The following is a 17,246-nucleotide window of genomic DNA, read 5'->3' on the forward strand; positions in this document are numbered from 1 at the left end:
ACAAAAGAGTTAAGGGGTGAAAAAAATTGTCCGAGAATCCGCAAGATTTGAATCAAGAACACATAAAAAATAAGATACTCAATGCAGCTAGGGATATAATCTCAAAAGAAGGGGTACAAGGACTATCAATTCGAAAAATTACAAAAACAATAGGGTACTCGCCAGGGATTGTATATCACTACTTTACTGATAAGAATGAAATTGTTGAAACAATTATGAGCGAAGGGTTCGGCAAGATTATGGCTTCAATAAAATCAGTGCAAAAAAATGAAAAGGAACCTGAAAAAGAGATTAAAGAAGTATTTTCAAACTTTATAAAAACAACCTTAAAATACCCTGAAGAATACAAAGCTTTTGTACTAAATGATGATCCGGCCATTACTAAAAGGATCTCTGTCCTAGATAAGGGAACAACTGAGAAAAGACCTACTTTAATAGCTCTGAGGGAGAACATCCAAAGGGGAATAGATCTAGGCAGGTATGCTCCAAGGGATCCAGAACTAACGGCACAAATTGTATGGACATCTATTTCAGGTCTTTTAATAAGATTGATATTGGAAAAAAATATACCCGAAGAACAGGTAAATAGGTTAATTGAGCATCAGTTTGAAATGCTGTTTAATGGATTGTTAGCTTATAACTAATGTTAACTTGGGACAAACAGAATACGAGAGGAGAGAATTAGATGAGAACATTGATTGTTTATAGCACAAAATATGGAACTACAGAAAAATGTGCTAGGATATTATCAGAAAAACTTGGGGGAAATACAACTTTACACAACTTGAAGGTAAGTGGTACGCCTGATACTAATGAGTTTGATACGATAATTATTGGTGGATCTATTTATGTAGGTCAGATGATAAAAGAGGTCACTGATTTTTGTTCTAATAATACTGAAACCCTGAAGAACAAAAAGCTAGGTTTATTTATTTGCTGTATGAGAGATAAAGAGCTTGCGGAGCAGCAATTATCTACGTTGTATCCCAAAGAACTTCTTGATAAAGCCATGGTAAAAGATTATTTTGGAGGAGAGTTTATTTTCAGCAAGATGAGTTTTGTTGATAAGCTAATCGCAAAAGTGGTGGCAAAGGCAAAAGAAGATGTATCAACCATATCAGAGGAAAAAATAAGTAGTTTCGCTAATAAAATAAAGGCCTTTGCATAGCAAAGCCTTTATTTTATTACATATGTCCAAGTGTTTGGGGTACAAGATAAATTTCCGGATGTTGTTCACAAATTGTTAACAATTATAATCAGATTTTTAGTTTACAAGTAGTAGCTATAATGGTAAATTATTATTTGAACACTGTTCAATGATAATTAAAGTAGGAGTGATAAATATGTTGAAAAAAATAGTTATAGGAATTGTAGTGCTTTTGGTGATCTTCGGGGGTGGGAGACTTGCTATACACGTGATGAGTAAGAATCTAGTGAAAGATGTGGTGGTATCAAGTGTAGACTTAGCCAGTATTAGTGATGGTGAATATATAGGAGCCATCTCTATGGAACCAGTAAATGCTGAGGTGAAAGTAATAGTAGAAAATAGTATAATAAAAGATATAATCATACTAAAACACGAGCATGGCCTTGGTGAAAAAGGAGAAAGGGTAATTGAAAATGTCATCGAGAGCCAATCACTGGAAGTGGATACCATAAGTGGAGCTACAGCTAGTAGTACAATAATATTAAAGGCTATTGAAAACGCGTTATTAGGAAAGTAAACTCTAAGGATTAGCAATTAATGCTGTGAGAAATTGGGTAGAAAAATAACATTGGGATGTACAACCAGGGAGACTGAAAATGTAATATAGTGTAGGAGTTCGATCCTATAAGAATCAGCAGATAAAACTAAAGGACTCAAAGGCTTTAAACCTTTGAGTCCTCTTAATTTTAATTTACTTATAGGGAAGGTAAACCTATCCTAGATTTTAAAGTCTTATACATTTCTACACATTAAACCTAAAGTTAACAACATCTCCATCTTTCATGATGTATTCCTTACCTTCTACTCTAACAAGACCTTTTTCCTTAGCAGATGTCATACTGCCACCATGTGCCATTAGGTCATCGAAGGCTATAACTTCAGCTCTTATGAAACCTCTTTCTATGTCTGAGTGGATTTTCCCTGCAGCTTGTGGTGCAGCTGTTCCAACTTTGATTGTCCAAGCCCTTGATTCCATGGGACCAGCAGTTAAAAAACTCATAAGACCTAATAGCTTATAACTTGCTTGAATCAGTTTATCTAAACCAGACTTCTCTACACCTAAATCATTTAAAAACTCTTTTTTCTCCTCTGGATCTAGCTGAGATATTTCTTCTTCTATTTGAGCACTGACAACAACAACCTCTGCATCTTCAGTTGAAGCAAACTCTCTAACTGTTCCCACATGGGGGTTAGTATTTCCATCATCCATTAGGTCATCTTCAGAAACATTGGCCACATAGATAATTGGCTTTGAGCTTAGAAGATTGAAAGACTTAACAATTTCTTTTTCATCATCTGATAAATCAAGTACCCTAGCAGATTTACCATCCTCTAAAACTGCAATAACCTTTTTCATTACCTCTACTTCCGCGGCAATAGCTTTGTCTGTTTTTGCAGCTTTTTGAGATTTTTGAATCCTTCTCTCTAACATTTCCATGTCGGAGAATATAAGTTCTAGGCTAATTGTTTCAATATCCCTTAATGGTCCAACACCGCCATCAACATGTACAACATTATCATTTTCAAAGCATCGTACAACATGTACTATAGCTTCAACCTCTCTAATATGTGAAAGAAATTTATTTCCTAGGCCTTCCCCTCGACTAGCACCCTTAACAAGTCCTGCTATATCGTAAAATTCGATGGCAGTTGGTACAATCTTTTTAGAAGTATAAATTTCAGCTAGTTTATCAAGTCTGTCGTCTGGAACAGCAACAACTCCCACATTTGGTTCGATAGTACAAAAAGGATAATTTGCAGACTCTGCTCCTGCTTGAGTAATTGCATTAAATAAAGTACTTTTCCCTACGTTAGGTAATCCAACAATTCCTAATTTCATTTGATCTTTCCTTTCTTTTATATAAATATTTTTATATTTAAGTTTGCCTATGATTTCTTTTTCTACACAATATTAAATTATATTATAGTTTAATAATAAGTGCAATGCTATGATAAAATCAGTATTCAAAAAGATAAACAAAATTTCATTAAGGAATTACTAATGACAATTTAATTTATAAAATATTGTAATAAACTTGAAAAATTGTATTGACGAACATGTACGTACATGTTATAATTAAATCAAGATATCTTGTACGTACATGTATAGCGCGCTGATCCACTATGGAAAGTATTAAAAAAAGGGAGGATTCATTATGGGTAAGTATTCTAATGACATCTTAGAACTACTAAAAGGTATTGGTGGCAAGGAAAACATAGTTACTGTTTCTCACTGTGCTACACGCCTACGCTTTGTACTTGCTGATCCAAAACAAGCAAATGTTAAGGCTATCGAAAGTGTAAAATCTGTTAAAGGTTCTTTTACACAGGCAGGTCAATTTCAAGTAATCATCGGCAATGATGTATCTACATTCTACAATGAGCTTATAAAGGAAACGGGTATTAAAGAAAGCACTAAAGATGATGCTAAAAAAGCTGGAAGGCAAAATCTTAACTTCCTTCAAAGAATGATATCCCATCTAGCTGAAATATTTGCACCGATAATTCCTGCAATCGTAGTTGGTGGACTTATATTAGGTTTTAGAAATGTTATAGGTGAAATAAAAATGCTAGAAGATGGTACTAAAACCCTAACTGATGTTTCTCAATTTTGGGCAGGGACTAACCACTTCTTATGGTTAATTGGTGAAGCAATATTTCACTTCTTACCCGTTGGTATAACATGGTCCATAGCTAGAAAAATGGGAACCACTCAAATTCTTGGAATCGTACTAGGTCTTACATTAGTATCACCCCAGCTTATGAATGCATACGGCATGGCAGGTGGTGGAGAGCCAGGAGTTTGGGACTTTGGTTTTACGCAAATCCAAATGATAGGTTATCAAGCTCAAGTAATTCCAGCAATGCTAGCAGGATTTATCCTATGTTTTCTGGAAATTAGGATCCGCAAAATTGTTCCTGAATATATATCTATGATTGTTGTTCCTTTCTTCGCATTAGTACCAACAGTACTAGTTGCCCATGTAGTGCTAGGTCCAATTGGCTGGCAAATAGGTTCTTTCATTTCTGATGTTGTATATGCAGGTCTTACGTCTGCAGTAGGGTGGTTGTTTGCATCTATATTTGGCTTCTTATATGCACCCCTTGTAATCACTGGGTTACATCATATGACAAATGCAATCGACTTACAGTTAATGAGTGACATCGGTGGAACAAATCTTTGGCCAATGATAGCGTTATCAAACATAGCTCAAGGAGCCGCAGTTGTTGGTATCATTTTCTTAAATAGAAACAACCCAAGCAAGGAAGAAGAAAAACAAGTTTCTATTCCAGCAGCCATCTCTTGTTTCCTAGGAGTTACAGAGCCAGCGATGTTTGGTATAAACTTAAAATATGTTTTTCCATTCTTAGCAGCTATGATAGGTTCTGCCCTTGCAGGTGTGTTCTCAGTAGCAACTGGTGTTATGGCTAACTCTATTGGAGTTGGAGGATTGCCTGGTATTCTTGCTATCCAAACAGGGCATTGGGGTACTTTCGCCATATCAATGCTGATAGCTTTAGGGGTACCATTTGCACTTACTCTTGTATTTGCAAACAGAAAGATCTTAGTTAAAAAAGACGATCAACTTTCTGCATAATTTAGTGGGAATTTAAAAGGGGGGACCTATGCTCCCCTCTTTATTTTATAAAGGTAAATAAAGGAGTAGATAACATGAAAGATTTCGAAAAAAGTGTCGTCTACCAAATATATCCCAAGTCGTTTAAGGATTCTAATGGAGATGGATTTGGAGATTTAAAGGGTGTAATAGAAAAACTAGACTATTTAGCAAAACTAGGGGTGGATTATATATGGTTAACTCCCTTTTATGTTTCCCCACAAAAGGATAATGGCTATGATGTGGCAGAGTACTGTAAAATTGACTCCAGATTTGGGACAATGGCTGACTTTGAACAACTTATTAAAGAAGCAAGTAAGAGAGATATAGATGTAATGTTGGATATGGTATTTAACCATACATCAACAGAACATCCTTGGTTCAAGAGAGCACTACTTGGTGAAAAAAAGTACAAAGACTATTATATTTTTAAGAAACCAGTAAATGGAGGGGAACCTACCAATTGGATTTCAAAATTTGGTGGTTCTGCATGGCAAAAGGTGAAGGAGTTTGATGAATACTACCTTCATTTATTTGATGTGACACAAGCAGACCTCAACTGGGAAAACCCGGATCTGAGGGAAGAAATTTATCAGGTGGTAAATTTTTGGATGGATAAAGGTGTAAAAGGTTTTAGATTAGATGTAATTAACCTGATTTCAAAGCCTCAGACTTTTGAAAATGACCTAGAAGGGGATGGTCGCAGATTTTATACCGACGGTCCTAAAATACACAAATATCTTAAAGAACTTAATAGAGAAACATTTGGAAAAAAAGAAGGTATTTTAACAGTTGGTGAGATGTCTTCCACAACCATAGATAATTGTATTAAGTATTCAAATCCTGATGAACAAGAACTATCCATGGTATTCAACTTTCATCATTTGAAGGTTGACTATCAAAATGGTGATAAGTGGACATCCATGGATTTTGACTTCATCCAGTTGAAGAAATTATTTAACACATGGCAAGTTGGAATGCAAGAGGGGAATGGATGGAATGCTGTTTTTTGGTGTAATCATGATCAACCAAGGATAGTGTCCCGCTTTGGTGATGACAAAACATATCACAAAGAGTCTGCAAAAATGCTCGGCACAACCATTCATATGATGAGGGGAACTCCCTATATATATCAGGGAGAAGAAATAGGGATGACAAATGCCTATTTCGAAAGTATAGAAGATTATAGGGATATTGAATCAATTAACTACTACAATATCCTAATGGAAAAAGGGAAAAGTAAAGGGGAAATTATTAAAATACTGCAACAAAAGTCTAGAGATAATTCTAGGACCCCCATGCAATGGGATAAAACCCCTCAGGGTGGTTTTACATCGGGGATCCCGTGGATAGATGTGAATAAAAATTATGGTCATATTAACTCAGAAAATGCTTTGGCTGATAGCTCTTCAATTTTCTATCACTATAAGAAGTTGATTTCTCTTCGTAAGGAATTGGACATTATCGCCTATGGAGATTACTATCCAATACTTGAACAGCACCCAAGTATTTTTGCCTATATGAGAGAATACAAAAATGAAAAGCTTTTGGTCATAAACAATTTTTACCCTGAGGAAAGTGAATTCAACTTGCCTGAAGATATTAACTTAGAGGGCTATCAAGACGAGTTAGTTATCTCTAACTATGAAAACACACAAAAAACTTTTAGAGGAAGTATTAACCTTAGGCCATATGAATCCCTTGTGTTTCATCTTGTAAAATAACCAGAATAATGCTACAATGACTTCGGTGATGAAAATGGATAGTAAATACTTTAAAATTTACAATGATATTACTGTGAAAATTGAAAAAAAAGAAATAACTCCCAACACAAAACTCCCTTCAGAAAATGAAATGATGACACTTTATGACGTATCTAGGGATACAGTTAGAAAAGCCCTAAATATGTTAGAGAGTAATGGATTTATTCAAAAGATCAAAGGGAAAGGATCTTTTGTGCTGGATATAAACCGGTTTGATTTCCCTGTTTCTGGTCTTACAAGCTTTAAGGAGCTGGCGGAAAAACTAGGACAAAAATCCAATACCCATGTAAAGGAACTAGAGCTCATCAGTCCAGATGACTACCTGATGAGGCACCTAAAATTGTCTCCTGAAGATGAAGTCTGGAAGGTCATCAGGGTAAGGGAAATTGGCAATAGGAAAATCATATTGGATAAAGACTATTTTAATAAAAAGTATGTTCCAGAGCTTACAAAAGAAATATGTGAAGATTCTATATATGACTATATAGAGAATGAACTTAATCTAAGTATAAGTTTTGCAAAAAAGGAGATCACTGTTCAACAAGCCACAAGTGAGGATAAAGTGCTCCTAGACTTAAAAAACTATGATATGATTGTTGTGGTAAAAACCCATGTATATTTAGAAGATGCAAGCCTTTTTCAATATACAGAATCACGCCACAGACCCGACAAGTTTAGATTCGTAGATTTCGCAAGAAGACAACATTAAAGACACTCCAGAAGGAGTGTCTTTATATTTGTTATTTTGATGATATTTTAAATTTTAAGAACATTGTTGTAAAAAACTATAAGTAATATATAATTGAAGTACTGAGAGTTAGCGAAGAAATACAAAATTGAGGAGGGGGATAATGGGTAGAAAGATATTGGCATTTTTTATTTGTATGCTTATAGTTTTAATAAGCCTTTATTTCTACAACTATACTAGGGAAATGACAACATCATATAGATTTTCTTCTGATGGAGAAGTAATTGAGGAAAAATACATTAATAGGCGTAATAAGCAAGCTTATACTGAGTTTTTAGAGAAAAGTTATTACATTGAAAAATATGATCACACAGTACCACCTTTGAAGAATTTTCTAGATGTCGAAGTAGAAACTTCTGATGGGACTATGAGTTTAGAAAAATTTTTAAATGAAGATCAATTACAATATAGAGTGAAAGTGGTTTTTTCTGAAATGATTGAGGAGGAGTTAGCCCATACAGGGAGGCTTGTTTGGGATAGTAAGAGTAAAGGATACTTAAAGGTCTATATACTTATTCATGGGATGGGGATTGAAAAGACTGCTGGGATTAATCTAGATTCAAAAGAGATAATTAACTATAATCAGGAAGCAAATTTAGAAAGAACAACAAAGAGGTTCTTTCCAAAGTCAATAATTATCGACAAATCAAAGTTAGAGTGATATTTTTATCTTGAGATTTAAGTGAGTTAAATTACTGCTACTAGACGTTAACCATTAACCATTCCCATATTTCTAACTATATTTTATCTATAAAAGATGCATCTACATAAAGTAGGTGCATTTATATTGTTTAAAAATAAAATCTTCTTTCAAAGTTAACGGATCCGTATAATACGTGTAATTACTTTTAAAAGATCCTTCCTAGGCCCTTGCTTTTTAGTTTTTAGCGACCTTTTCAATCCAAAATACAGGAATAGTACTTATCTTCATCGAATAATAAAAGAATAAACTGTTCAATAATAAGGGGTGAGCTAGGATGTACAATGAAAAGGTACTGAAGCACTTTGCAAATCCTAAGAATATGGGTGAAATTGCAGGTGCCAGTGGTATAGGACATACTGGAAATCCATCTGACGGTGACAAAATAACCATCTACATTAAAGTAGAGAATGATACTATAAATGATATAAGATTTAAAACCTTTGGCTGTGCAGCAGCCATAGCTGCTAGTAGTATGCTTACGGAATTGGCGAGGGGTAAATCCATCCACAAAGCACTAAGCATAACAAACGAGGATGTAGCAGCTGCTTTAGGTGGCCTACCACCACAAAAACTGAAATGCTCCAACATAGCAGCTGATGCCCTGCATGAAGCCATAGCAGACTATAAAAGCAAACCTCAAAATGAAAGCTGTCCTGTGAAGGAGGAAGCAGTATCAAGTTCTTGTGCTACACTTCCAGCGGGCACCAGTGAAATATTATCAAGTAATCAAATACAAAGATATCTAAGGCAGATAATTATGCCACAGATAAGTGGCATAGGCCAAAAGAAAATCATAGACACAAGAATCCAAATCTGCTCAGAAACATTAGACTATGCAGAAGTATTACTGTACTACATGGTGGCCATGGGTGTAGAAAATATTACCCTTTACTTAGAAGAGAAGGAACAAAGATGGCAATCTGTAAAAGAACAGTTACTTGATTTTAACCCAGAGTTACAGTTGAAAGTAGCTGATGAAGTAACAGATTCTTATATTGATTACATCCTTATCATAGGCAGTAAAAGGTTTCTTAGCTCAGTATCAAATAGGCATAGTAGCAATAACATTGCTACTATGGTTTTAGCACCAAACCCATGGAGTGGAGCAATAAGGCTCCTAGAAGATAGGGTTGATATAATAGACTTTGTTAATACACTTCCAAAGTCTGAAGCTGATACCATAGGGCAAACACTATCAAATGCATTTATAGGTATCCTTGCGGTCACAGAACTGATAAAGGATATATTATCCATAGGCCAAACCCTAGAAAATGGTTTCTACTATAATCTTATGGAATGTAACTTCAGTGATAATGAAATAATAGTGGGAAATTCACAATTAACCAGCAATCAAAAAGAAAAACTGTCAAATTTAAAAGTTTTAATAATAGGGGCTGGTGGTCTTGGATCTCCCGTAGCCCTTGGTCTTACAAAACTTGGTATAGGTCAAATTGGATTAGTGGATTTTGACTCTGTTGAAATAACAAACTTGAACCGCCAGGTACTTCATAGCACCTCTAGGATTGGCAAGCTAAAGGTCGAGTCAGCTAAAATGATGCTAAGTAAAATCAACCCTAACATCCATATCCAAGCCATCCCTACGGCTTTAAATAAAGATAATGCTTCAGAGCTAATTAAAGACTACCACATAGTGGTTGACGGACTTGACAATATTCCCACTAGATATATACTAAACGATGCCTGTTATAGAGCAAAGAAACCATTTGTAGAAGCTGGTGTACTAACATTCTACGGTCAGATTACATCAATAAAACCCCAAAAAACACCATGCTATCGTTGTTTATATCCAGAAAGGGAAGACGATAGCAATATTCCGGGATGTTCAGAACTTGGTGTGTTGGGTACAGTTCCAGGTCTTATAGGAATACTACAAGTGGTAGAAGTGCTGAAAACCCTATTAAATATTAAGTCTAGACTTGATGGGGGTTTGTTAATGTATGATGCCTTAGAGAGGGAGTTCAATATAATACCACTCCTTAGGAGTCAATCTTGCTCACTGTGTGGTAAAGAATAGGAGTTAATAAAGCTTCTGAACATTGACAAACAAAGAAAAGCTAAGTAGAATTTTAATACGATATCTCAATAAAGGGTTGATGGACAATGAACTTATTCAGTAATACTGTATCAATAATATTTATCTTAAACATGATTTTTGCAATCACATTGGTCTTTTTGGAGAGAAGGGATCCTACAACCACATGGGCATGGATACTAATACTAAACTTGTTACCTGGTATCGGATTCATACTCTACCTGTTTTTAGGATTGCGCTTTAGAAAAAGAAAAGTTTATGGTGAAAAACAGATTAAAGACTTCAAGCTAGAACAACGATTTAACCAGGAATTTTCTTGTGAAGGACCTGAATGCCATCTGTTTGAAGGTATGCTTAATTTAGGGCTAAGAAGTAGTCCAACCTCAAATTTAGGTATGAACAGTTTGGATATATTTGTAAAGGGTGAAGATAAGTTTGATGACTTGTTTAAGTCCATCCAAGGGGCGAAGTATCATGTGCATGTGAACTACTATATTATAAAAAACGATAGCCTTGGTCAAAAGCTAGTTGATTTATTAACCTTAAAGGCCCTAGAAGGTGTTGAAGTTAGGGTTTTATTCGACAGTGTAGGCTGTAGAAAGCTACCTCGTAATTTTTTCTCAAAACTTGAAGAAGCAGGGGGAAAAGCAAGTAACTTCTCTAGGTCATTCTTAGATTTAAACTATAGAAATCATAGAAAAATAGTTATAATAGATGGAAGTATAGGTTATATAGGCGGGTTTAATGTTGGCATAGAGTACCTTGGCCAAAATGAAGAATTTGGATTTTGGAGAGATACCCACCTTAAAGTACATGGTGACAGTGTAGATAGTTTGCAATACAGATTTCTTCTTGATTGGAGTTTTGCCACAGAGGAAGAGATTCCATATAATGAACAGTTTTTCCCTCAGAAAGAACAGATAGGCACTGTGAAAATGCAAATTGTTTCTTCAGGGCCTGACTCTAAAGAAGAGGAGATTAAATCTCTATTTCTAAAAATGATTTATAGTGCAAAGGACTCCATATATATCCAAACACCCTACTTTATACCTGACCAAACAATGCTAGAAGCATTGAGGATAGCAACTATGTCAGGGGTTGATGTACGAATAGTTATACCTGACAAGCCTGATCATCTATTTGTTTATGAAGCTAACCACTCATACATGGGTGTGATGCTTGCTACAGGTGCCAAATGCTACCTCTATAGAGGTGGATTCATGCACAGTAAAACAATAGTGGTGGATGGGGAGTTAGCCAGTGTTGGCACAACAAATATGGATGTTAGGAGCTTTAAACTAAATTTTGAGATTAATGCTTTTATATATGATCAAGAAACTTCAACAAAGCTAAAGGACATTTTCATGGAAGATCTAAGGAAATGTGAAGAAGTGACCATGGAAGCATACAACAAAAGGAGTAATTGGCTTAAATTTAAAGAGTCTATATCTAGACTGATATCACCAATATTATAATTTAAAAGCACCACGTAAGGCTAAGTAGCCCTTGGTGGTGCTTTTAAATTACTAGAAATACTGCTAAATAGAGTGATTACTTATTATTATCTAACCTCCGAACCCCAAACCCAGTATACCCATAAAATATATTTATTAAGGGAACTAAAAGGTTTAGGAAGGCGAAGGGTGCATAAACGAAGGGATGGACCCCAAGGGTTGCCATCATAAATGCTCCACATGTATTCCATGGAATCAGGGGTGAAGTTACAGTACCACCTGCTTCTAATGTCCTAGACAATACACTTGCATGTAACCCTTTATCCTTGTAGGGATCCCGATACATTCTTCCAGGGACCACAAGAGATAAATACTGATCTCCAGTTAAAAGATTGACAGCAATACAAGTAAGTATGGTAGTTAAAATCAGAGAGCCTGTGGAATTAGCAAGCTTTAATATTGCCCTTCCCACAGCATGTAGCATACCTGTCTGCTCCAATATGCCACCAAAAGTCAAAGCTATCAAAATAAGGGATACTGTCCACATCATACCATCTAAACCACCACGACTTAGCAAGTCATCAACTATTTCAACACCTGACTCTATCTCAAAGCCATAGTGAGCAGCGTTTATAACGGAACCGAAATCTGCACCTTGAAAAATCATTGCAAAAATACCACCTAAGATTGCACCGGTGATTAAACCAGGGAGTGCAGGGACCTTCAAAATTACTATTATAATAACGGCTATAGGAGGAATCAACAAAAGGGGAGAAATATTAAAGTTATCTGATAGAGCATTGGTGATAGAGTTTATTTGACTTACATCTATTTCAGAACCTGCATAATTTAGCCCTAAGATGGTGTAGATTATCAGAGCTATTATAAAGGCCGGTACAGTGGTATACAACATACTCCTTATATGATCAAATATATTGCTTCCAGCCATGGCAGGTGATAAATTAGTTGTGTCTGACAAAGGAGATAGTTTATCTCCAAAATAAGCCCCTGAGATTATAGCTCCTGCTACCATACCAGAAGGGATATCTAAGCCTACCCCTATACCTAATAAAGCTATACCAACTGTTCCTGCAGTTGTCCACGAGCTACCTGTAGAAATTGAAACTACAGCACAAATTATAGCTGTAGCCAGTAGAAAAATACTAGGGGATAAGATTTGCAAACCGTAAAAAATCATTGTTGGAACTGTCCCACTTAAGATCCATGTTCCAATAATACTACCTATAACCATCAGTATTAGTATTGCTTGCATTGCAAGCTTTATGGTATCAATAATGCCTTCCTCTAATTCACCCCAAGTGTAACCTAAAACAAACACTGCTACAGACGATGCCACGATTATGGCAAGGATTAGGGGAATATGAGGGTCAGCTTCAAAAACAAAAACAGCTAAGTACAAAATTACAACTAAGAAAAGAATGGGAATTAACGCATGGGACAAAGTTGCTTGTTTTTTAGTGCTCACTTCGAATCATCTCCTTAATTCTAATTGGCTTGTCTTCTTTGTACAAAGAGGCCTTCATCATCATTGTATTCCGCATAAAGTACATCCTTAATATTGGTTACTTTAGCTTGCTTTAACTTCTGCTTTAGCCATCCTTCATCATATCCTAGGATGCCTAAATTATTGTTCACAATATCACCGTCTAGTATGACTGGTAAATTCAGAGAAGGATTTGATGTTTCGATATTTAGGTCATCAAGGGTGGGTTGGTTGTACTTAGCTTTTTTTATTACCGTTACGTTTCCACTTGTTTCTAAAATTGCGTATTCCACATGCTTGAGAGAGAGCACATCTTTTTCCCGCAGCATACTAAGAAATTCACTAAAGTCCAGCCCCTCTTTACTAAGAGCTTGAAAATCTATAATGCCTTTATTAACAATCAAAGTGGGATGACCCTCAATTATTCTCCTAGACTGATAGAACTTTTGAGTAACTTTTTCAATGAAATATATCAAAGCAGTCCAAACAGAAATAGCAAATAAGACATGATAAAACTCCGTGGTTGGGTCGTAAATTGCATTTCCAACTAATTCACCTAATACTATGGCTGATATAAAATCAAAGGGTGTGATTTGTGAAACCAGTCTTTTACCAATAATCTGAACGCTTATTATTAACCCGACAAAGCCAGCAGTTAATTCAACAAATATTTTAAGAAAAACAGAATCAAACAAACAGAGCCCTCCTGAAAATGTATTTAAACATAGTCTTTGCACTTTATAAGAATAATAAAGCTATTTTGCCAAAATTTACGGAAAAAAGGCTGAACAAGAATGTTCAGCCCTTTTAAAAATATTTTAGTTATTAGGATGCTCGATGAATGTCCCCATCCACTTTGTAGTCTCTACATAGTGAAACTTTTTGAACCTATTGTAAACTTTTAAAATATGAGAGTAATAATTCACATCCGTCGATAATATCAGAAATATTATCAGGTTGCTTATGCTCTTCAAAGGTCCAACATATGCTTAGAACCCTAAGAATAAAAACAGAGGCTGCTATATTAGCCATGGGCTCATTGAACTTATTACTGAAAAGCTCAGTCATTTCATTAAGGCAGTTTAATCTCTCAGAAGAATCCACCATATCTATCTGATTCTCCATAAAACGGGCAGATTCCATATATGGTAGACCAATTACACCTTTAGGATCAATGGCTTTCCAACCATTTGAAGTTCTTAAAATATTTTCGTGATGTAAATCTCCGTGTAAAAGAGCTCTTTTAGAGGATTGGTTTTCTATTCTATTGAATAGATCTTCAGCAACATTGATATAACTAAGCATCTTATTTCCAACCTTATTCTCCCTTCGTGATCTAGCGAATGCCCTTTGAATCCAGTCACGATAATATGGTAGGCTATGTTTGCCATCTCTATCTATGGATATAGGAAGCTTAGTAATTAATTCTGATGCAATGGCGATTCTCTCTGAAGTATTTTCTAAAGAAAGAAGTTGTACCCCCGGGCGTATCCTCTCTAAAAGTAACGCACCAAGATCAACATCATAATCATAAAGATTGCAAATATTACGTCCTTTATAAATTGATAGGGCTTCCATTTCAGTGAATAAATCCCTATGGGGAACACCTACTTTTAGAGCTACATGGCCATACTTACTATCTGCAAAGCAGATTAAATTCATAGATAAATCCTTGGATAGCGTGCAATTGGTTAAATTCCACTTCTCTTTGCACAAATGAATAGTTTGATCAAGATTTTCTAACCAAAGATCACCCTCTTCACCAAAAATCCTTAGAACTTTCCCTTTAAAATCATTAGGTATTTTCATTGTTACTCCTCCTCATAGCTTAGTTACTACTGTCTAATTGATTTTGGTGGAGGTCGCGGTAAATATAAAACACAATTAACCATAGATAGTCCACTTCTATGGTTAATAGAATTTTATTGAGTGTTTAAAGTCAAGTAAACCCTGCCATTGTATCTCTCCTAAGAAAATTTTAATTATATTTTATAGTACTTTCTGAAACATATAAATAATTCAACCCTATAGCCAAAGGGGCTTTGACCTGATATATAGGTTGTTAATAGACATTAAACATAAATATTAACATTTGTTAACAAAATAAGTAGTTGACTTAATAGTTAAATAGTCATATACTTAATTACATAAGCAACTAACCAATTAACTAAAAAGATTACCCATAAGGACTGCAGGAAACAAATAACAAACAAAAAACTGAAGGGAGTGAGCAAAGTGATCATTAATTTTGACTCCGACAAACCCATATACTTACAGTTAGCCGAAGCAGTGGAAGATGACATTCTTAAAGGTATTTTTGAAGAAGAAAGTCAAATAATCTCCACAACGGAGATTTCTGTAAATTTCAAAATAAATCCTGCCACCGCAGGAAAGGGAATAAACTTATTAGTAGATGAGGGGATTTTATATAAAAAGAGGGGTGTAGGTATGTTTGTAAGTCCTGGTGCGAAAGGAAAAATACTTGCTAAACGCAAGGAAAAGTTTTATGAAGGATATATAATAAACCTTTTAAATGAGGCGTCTAAACTAAATATTTCCACAGAAGAAATTATCAAAATGTTAGAAAGGGGAAGTGTAAAATGAGTGTAATTGAAATTAAAAACTTAACTAAAAACTACGGGGGAACAAAAGCCTTAGACAGTATCAACCTTACCATTGAACCAAATAAAATATATGGCTTATTAGGTAGAAATGGAGCTGGAAAGACAACACTGTTAAATATAATGACAAACAAACTATTTCCCACAACAGGTGAAATAACACTTGATGGTGAAACAGTTTTTGAAAATGATAAGGCTCTGAACAATATTTTTTACATGATGGAAAGAAATCTTTATCCTGAAGGGATGAAGATCAAAGAAGTATTTAAGTGGACTAAAGAATTTTATACAGAGTTTGACACAGAGTATGCTGAAAAATTAGCAGAGAAGTTTGGGCTTAACATAAATAAAAAGGTAAAGGAGCAATCCACTGGTTACTCCTCAATATTTAAAGCAATAGTAGCTCTAGCCACAAACGCTAATGTTTTAATTTTCGATGAGCCAGTACTGGGCTTAGATGCTAACCATAGGGACCTTTTATACAAAGAAATACTAAGCAATTATATTGATAATCCAAAAACAATAATTATATCTACCCATCTTATAGAAGAAATTGCAGATATTTTAGAAGAGGTAATAATTATTAAGGCAGGTAAAGTGGTGTTGAAAAAATCAGTGGAGGAGCTTCTATCATCAGCTTATACCATTTCCGGGGAATCATCTAAAGTTGAACAGTACCTGATAGATAAAAAGCATATAGGAACAGAGACCATGGGTAAATTTAAATCTGTTACAGTACTAGAAAATAAAAAGGATCATAAATTGGCAATGGAGCTTGATTTAGAGTTTGGTAAAGCAGAGTTGCAAAAACTCTTCATAAGTCTTACAAATAGCTAGGAGGGGGAAGTATGAATAATATAGATAAAATTGCTAGATTTCAACTGAAGGATTTTAGAAAGTCAGTTATGATTTACTACACTGTAATCTTCACGATAATATTATTGATGTTTATAACTACGCGTAACTCAGATAACTTAGGACAATCAAATATGAGCGGAGGAACTTTTATATTCATGTTTATCCTGGGGCTCAACTGTTTTAAAACTGCTTTTAAATTAATGCAGGCTAATAATATAACTAGAAAAAGTTTTTATATTGGAAATATAATAGCTTTACTGTCTACTTCTCTAGTGGTGAGTTTTATCGACTCTGTACTAAACCGAGTATTAAAACAAATAGTCCCCTATGCAGGGAACTTTGAACAAATATTTGGTAACCAATCATTTTTTGGGGATTTTATTTGGACTTTCTCCCTATTATTTTTTGCTATGACACTAGGGTGGATGATAACTATGATTTACTACAGAAGTAATTCCATTGCAAAGATTTTAGTGTCTATTTCTCCTGTATTTCTCATTGTAACCTTTGGATATATAGACAGGATAAATAGTGGTGCACTGTCTAGGTGGATGTTTGACTCTTTTATGAAAACCATGGGGCTATATGGGGGTAATTCCAATTTCTATGTAGGAATTTTCTCATTTTTAATTGCTACATTGATTATACTTATTCCCAATATATTACTGATGAATAAAGCACCTATTAAAGACTAATAGGAGGGGAAATATGAATAGTA

The 17,246-nt window shown here is 34.9% G+C and carries 16 protein-coding genes; 12 read left to right on the forward strand and 4 right to left on the reverse strand.

Annotated elements, in window-relative coordinates; translation table 11 throughout:
- Positions 1 to 26: 26 nt before the first annotated feature.
- The 3 genes from HYG86_RS12365 (at position 27) to HYG86_RS12375 (ending at position 1,724) form a co-directional block, all read left to right on the forward strand.
- Complete coding sequence (locus HYG86_RS12365; RefSeq protein ID WP_213165869.1) at positions 27 to 644, forward strand: TetR/AcrR family transcriptional regulator; 618 nt, start codon at positions 27 to 29, stop codon at positions 642 to 644.
- Positions 645 to 685: 41 nt separating this feature from the next.
- Complete coding sequence (locus tag HYG86_RS12370; RefSeq protein ID WP_213165870.1) at positions 686 to 1,168, forward strand: flavodoxin domain-containing protein; 483 nt, start codon at positions 686 to 688, stop codon at positions 1,166 to 1,168.
- Positions 1,169 to 1,343: 175 nt separating this feature from the next.
- Positions 1,344 to 1,724, forward strand: a complete 381-nt coding sequence (locus HYG86_RS12375; RefSeq protein WP_213165871.1) for an FMN-binding protein — start codon at positions 1,344 to 1,346, stop codon at positions 1,722 to 1,724.
- Between the two features lie 225 nt (positions 1,725 to 1,949).
- On the opposite strand, the gene ychF is transcribed toward HYG86_RS12375, so the two are convergent.
- Positions 1,950 to 3,047: a redox-regulated ATPase YchF gene (ychF, locus tag HYG86_RS12380; protein ID WP_213165873.1), complete on the reverse strand. Its 1,098-nt coding sequence runs from the start codon at positions 3,045 to 3,047 to the stop codon at positions 1,950 to 1,952.
- A gap of 316 nt (positions 3,048 to 3,363) precedes the next feature.
- Between ychF and treP the strand changes: the two genes are divergently transcribed.
- The 6 genes from treP to cls all read left to right on the forward strand — a co-directional run bounded on the left by treP (position 3,364) and on the right by cls (position 11,566).
- The gene (treP, locus tag HYG86_RS12385) at positions 3,364 to 4,806 is read left to right on the forward strand and encodes a PTS system trehalose-specific EIIBC component (RefSeq protein ID WP_213165874.1); all 1,443 of its coding nucleotides are present in this window, start codon (positions 3,364 to 3,366) and stop codon (positions 4,804 to 4,806) included.
- Positions 4,807 to 4,880: 74 nt separating this feature from the next.
- The gene (gene treC / locus HYG86_RS12390; RefSeq protein WP_213165875.1) at positions 4,881 to 6,548 is read left to right on the forward strand and encodes an alpha,alpha-phosphotrehalase; all 1,668 of its coding nucleotides are present in this window, start codon (positions 4,881 to 4,883) and stop codon (positions 6,546 to 6,548) included.
- Between the two features lie 34 nt (positions 6,549 to 6,582).
- Positions 6,583 to 7,296, forward strand: coding sequence for a trehalose operon repressor (gene treR / locus HYG86_RS12395; protein ID WP_213165876.1), 714 nt, complete (start codon positions 6,583 to 6,585; stop codon positions 7,294 to 7,296).
- 142 nt (positions 7,297 to 7,438) lie between these two features.
- Entirely contained in the window at positions 7,439 to 7,996 is a 558-nt protein-coding gene (locus HYG86_RS12400) for a hypothetical protein (protein ID WP_213165877.1), read from the forward strand.
- Between the two features lie 316 nt (positions 7,997 to 8,312).
- Positions 8,313 to 10,073, forward strand: coding sequence for a ThiF family adenylyltransferase (locus HYG86_RS12405; RefSeq protein WP_213165878.1), 1,761 nt, complete (start codon positions 8,313 to 8,315; stop codon positions 10,071 to 10,073).
- A gap of 86 nt (positions 10,074 to 10,159) precedes the next feature.
- Positions 10,160 to 11,566 (forward strand): cardiolipin synthase, encoded by a 1,407-nt coding sequence (cls, locus tag HYG86_RS12410; RefSeq protein ID WP_213165879.1) that lies wholly within the window; start codon positions 10,160 to 10,162, stop codon positions 11,564 to 11,566.
- A gap of 76 nt (positions 11,567 to 11,642) precedes the next feature.
- Here cls and nhaC read toward each other — a convergent pair whose 3' ends face one another.
- From nhaC to HYG86_RS12425, 3 genes are all read right to left on the reverse strand, one after another.
- Entirely contained in the window at positions 11,643 to 13,031 is a 1,389-nt protein-coding gene (gene nhaC, locus HYG86_RS12415; RefSeq protein ID WP_213165881.1) for a Na+/H+ antiporter NhaC, read from the reverse strand.
- A gap of 20 nt (positions 13,032 to 13,051) precedes the next feature.
- Positions 13,052 to 13,744, reverse strand: a complete 693-nt coding sequence (locus HYG86_RS12420) for a DUF421 domain-containing protein (protein WP_213165883.1) — start codon at positions 13,742 to 13,744, stop codon at positions 13,052 to 13,054.
- Positions 13,745 to 13,937: 193 nt separating this feature from the next.
- Positions 13,938 to 14,858: an aminoglycoside phosphotransferase family protein gene (locus HYG86_RS12425; protein WP_213165885.1), complete on the reverse strand. Its 921-nt coding sequence runs from the start codon at positions 14,856 to 14,858 to the stop codon at positions 13,938 to 13,940.
- A gap of 426 nt (positions 14,859 to 15,284) precedes the next feature.
- Between HYG86_RS12425 and HYG86_RS12430 the strand changes: the two genes are divergently transcribed.
- Genes HYG86_RS12430 through HYG86_RS12440 form a run of 3 tightly spaced genes read left to right on the forward strand, consistent with a single transcriptional unit; the run spans position 15,285 to position 17,223 of the window.
- Complete coding sequence (locus tag HYG86_RS12430) at positions 15,285 to 15,653, forward strand: GntR family transcriptional regulator (RefSeq protein WP_213165888.1); 369 nt, start codon at positions 15,285 to 15,287, stop codon at positions 15,651 to 15,653.
- Positions 15,650 to 16,507 (forward strand): ABC transporter ATP-binding protein, encoded by an 858-nt coding sequence (locus HYG86_RS12435; RefSeq protein ID WP_213165889.1) that lies wholly within the window; start codon positions 15,650 to 15,652, stop codon positions 16,505 to 16,507. Before HYG86_RS12430 ends, HYG86_RS12435 begins: the two co-directional genes overlap by 4 nt.
- Positions 16,508 to 16,518: 11 nt before the next feature.
- Complete coding sequence (locus HYG86_RS12440) at positions 16,519 to 17,223, forward strand: hypothetical protein (protein WP_213165892.1); 705 nt, start codon at positions 16,519 to 16,521, stop codon at positions 17,221 to 17,223.
- Positions 17,224 to 17,246 lie beyond the last annotated feature (23 nt).

It is taken from the genome of Alkalicella caledoniensis (assembly GCF_014467015.1).
Classification (GTDB): domain Bacteria; phylum Bacillota; class Proteinivoracia; order Proteinivoracales; family Proteinivoracaceae; genus Alkalicella; species Alkalicella caledoniensis.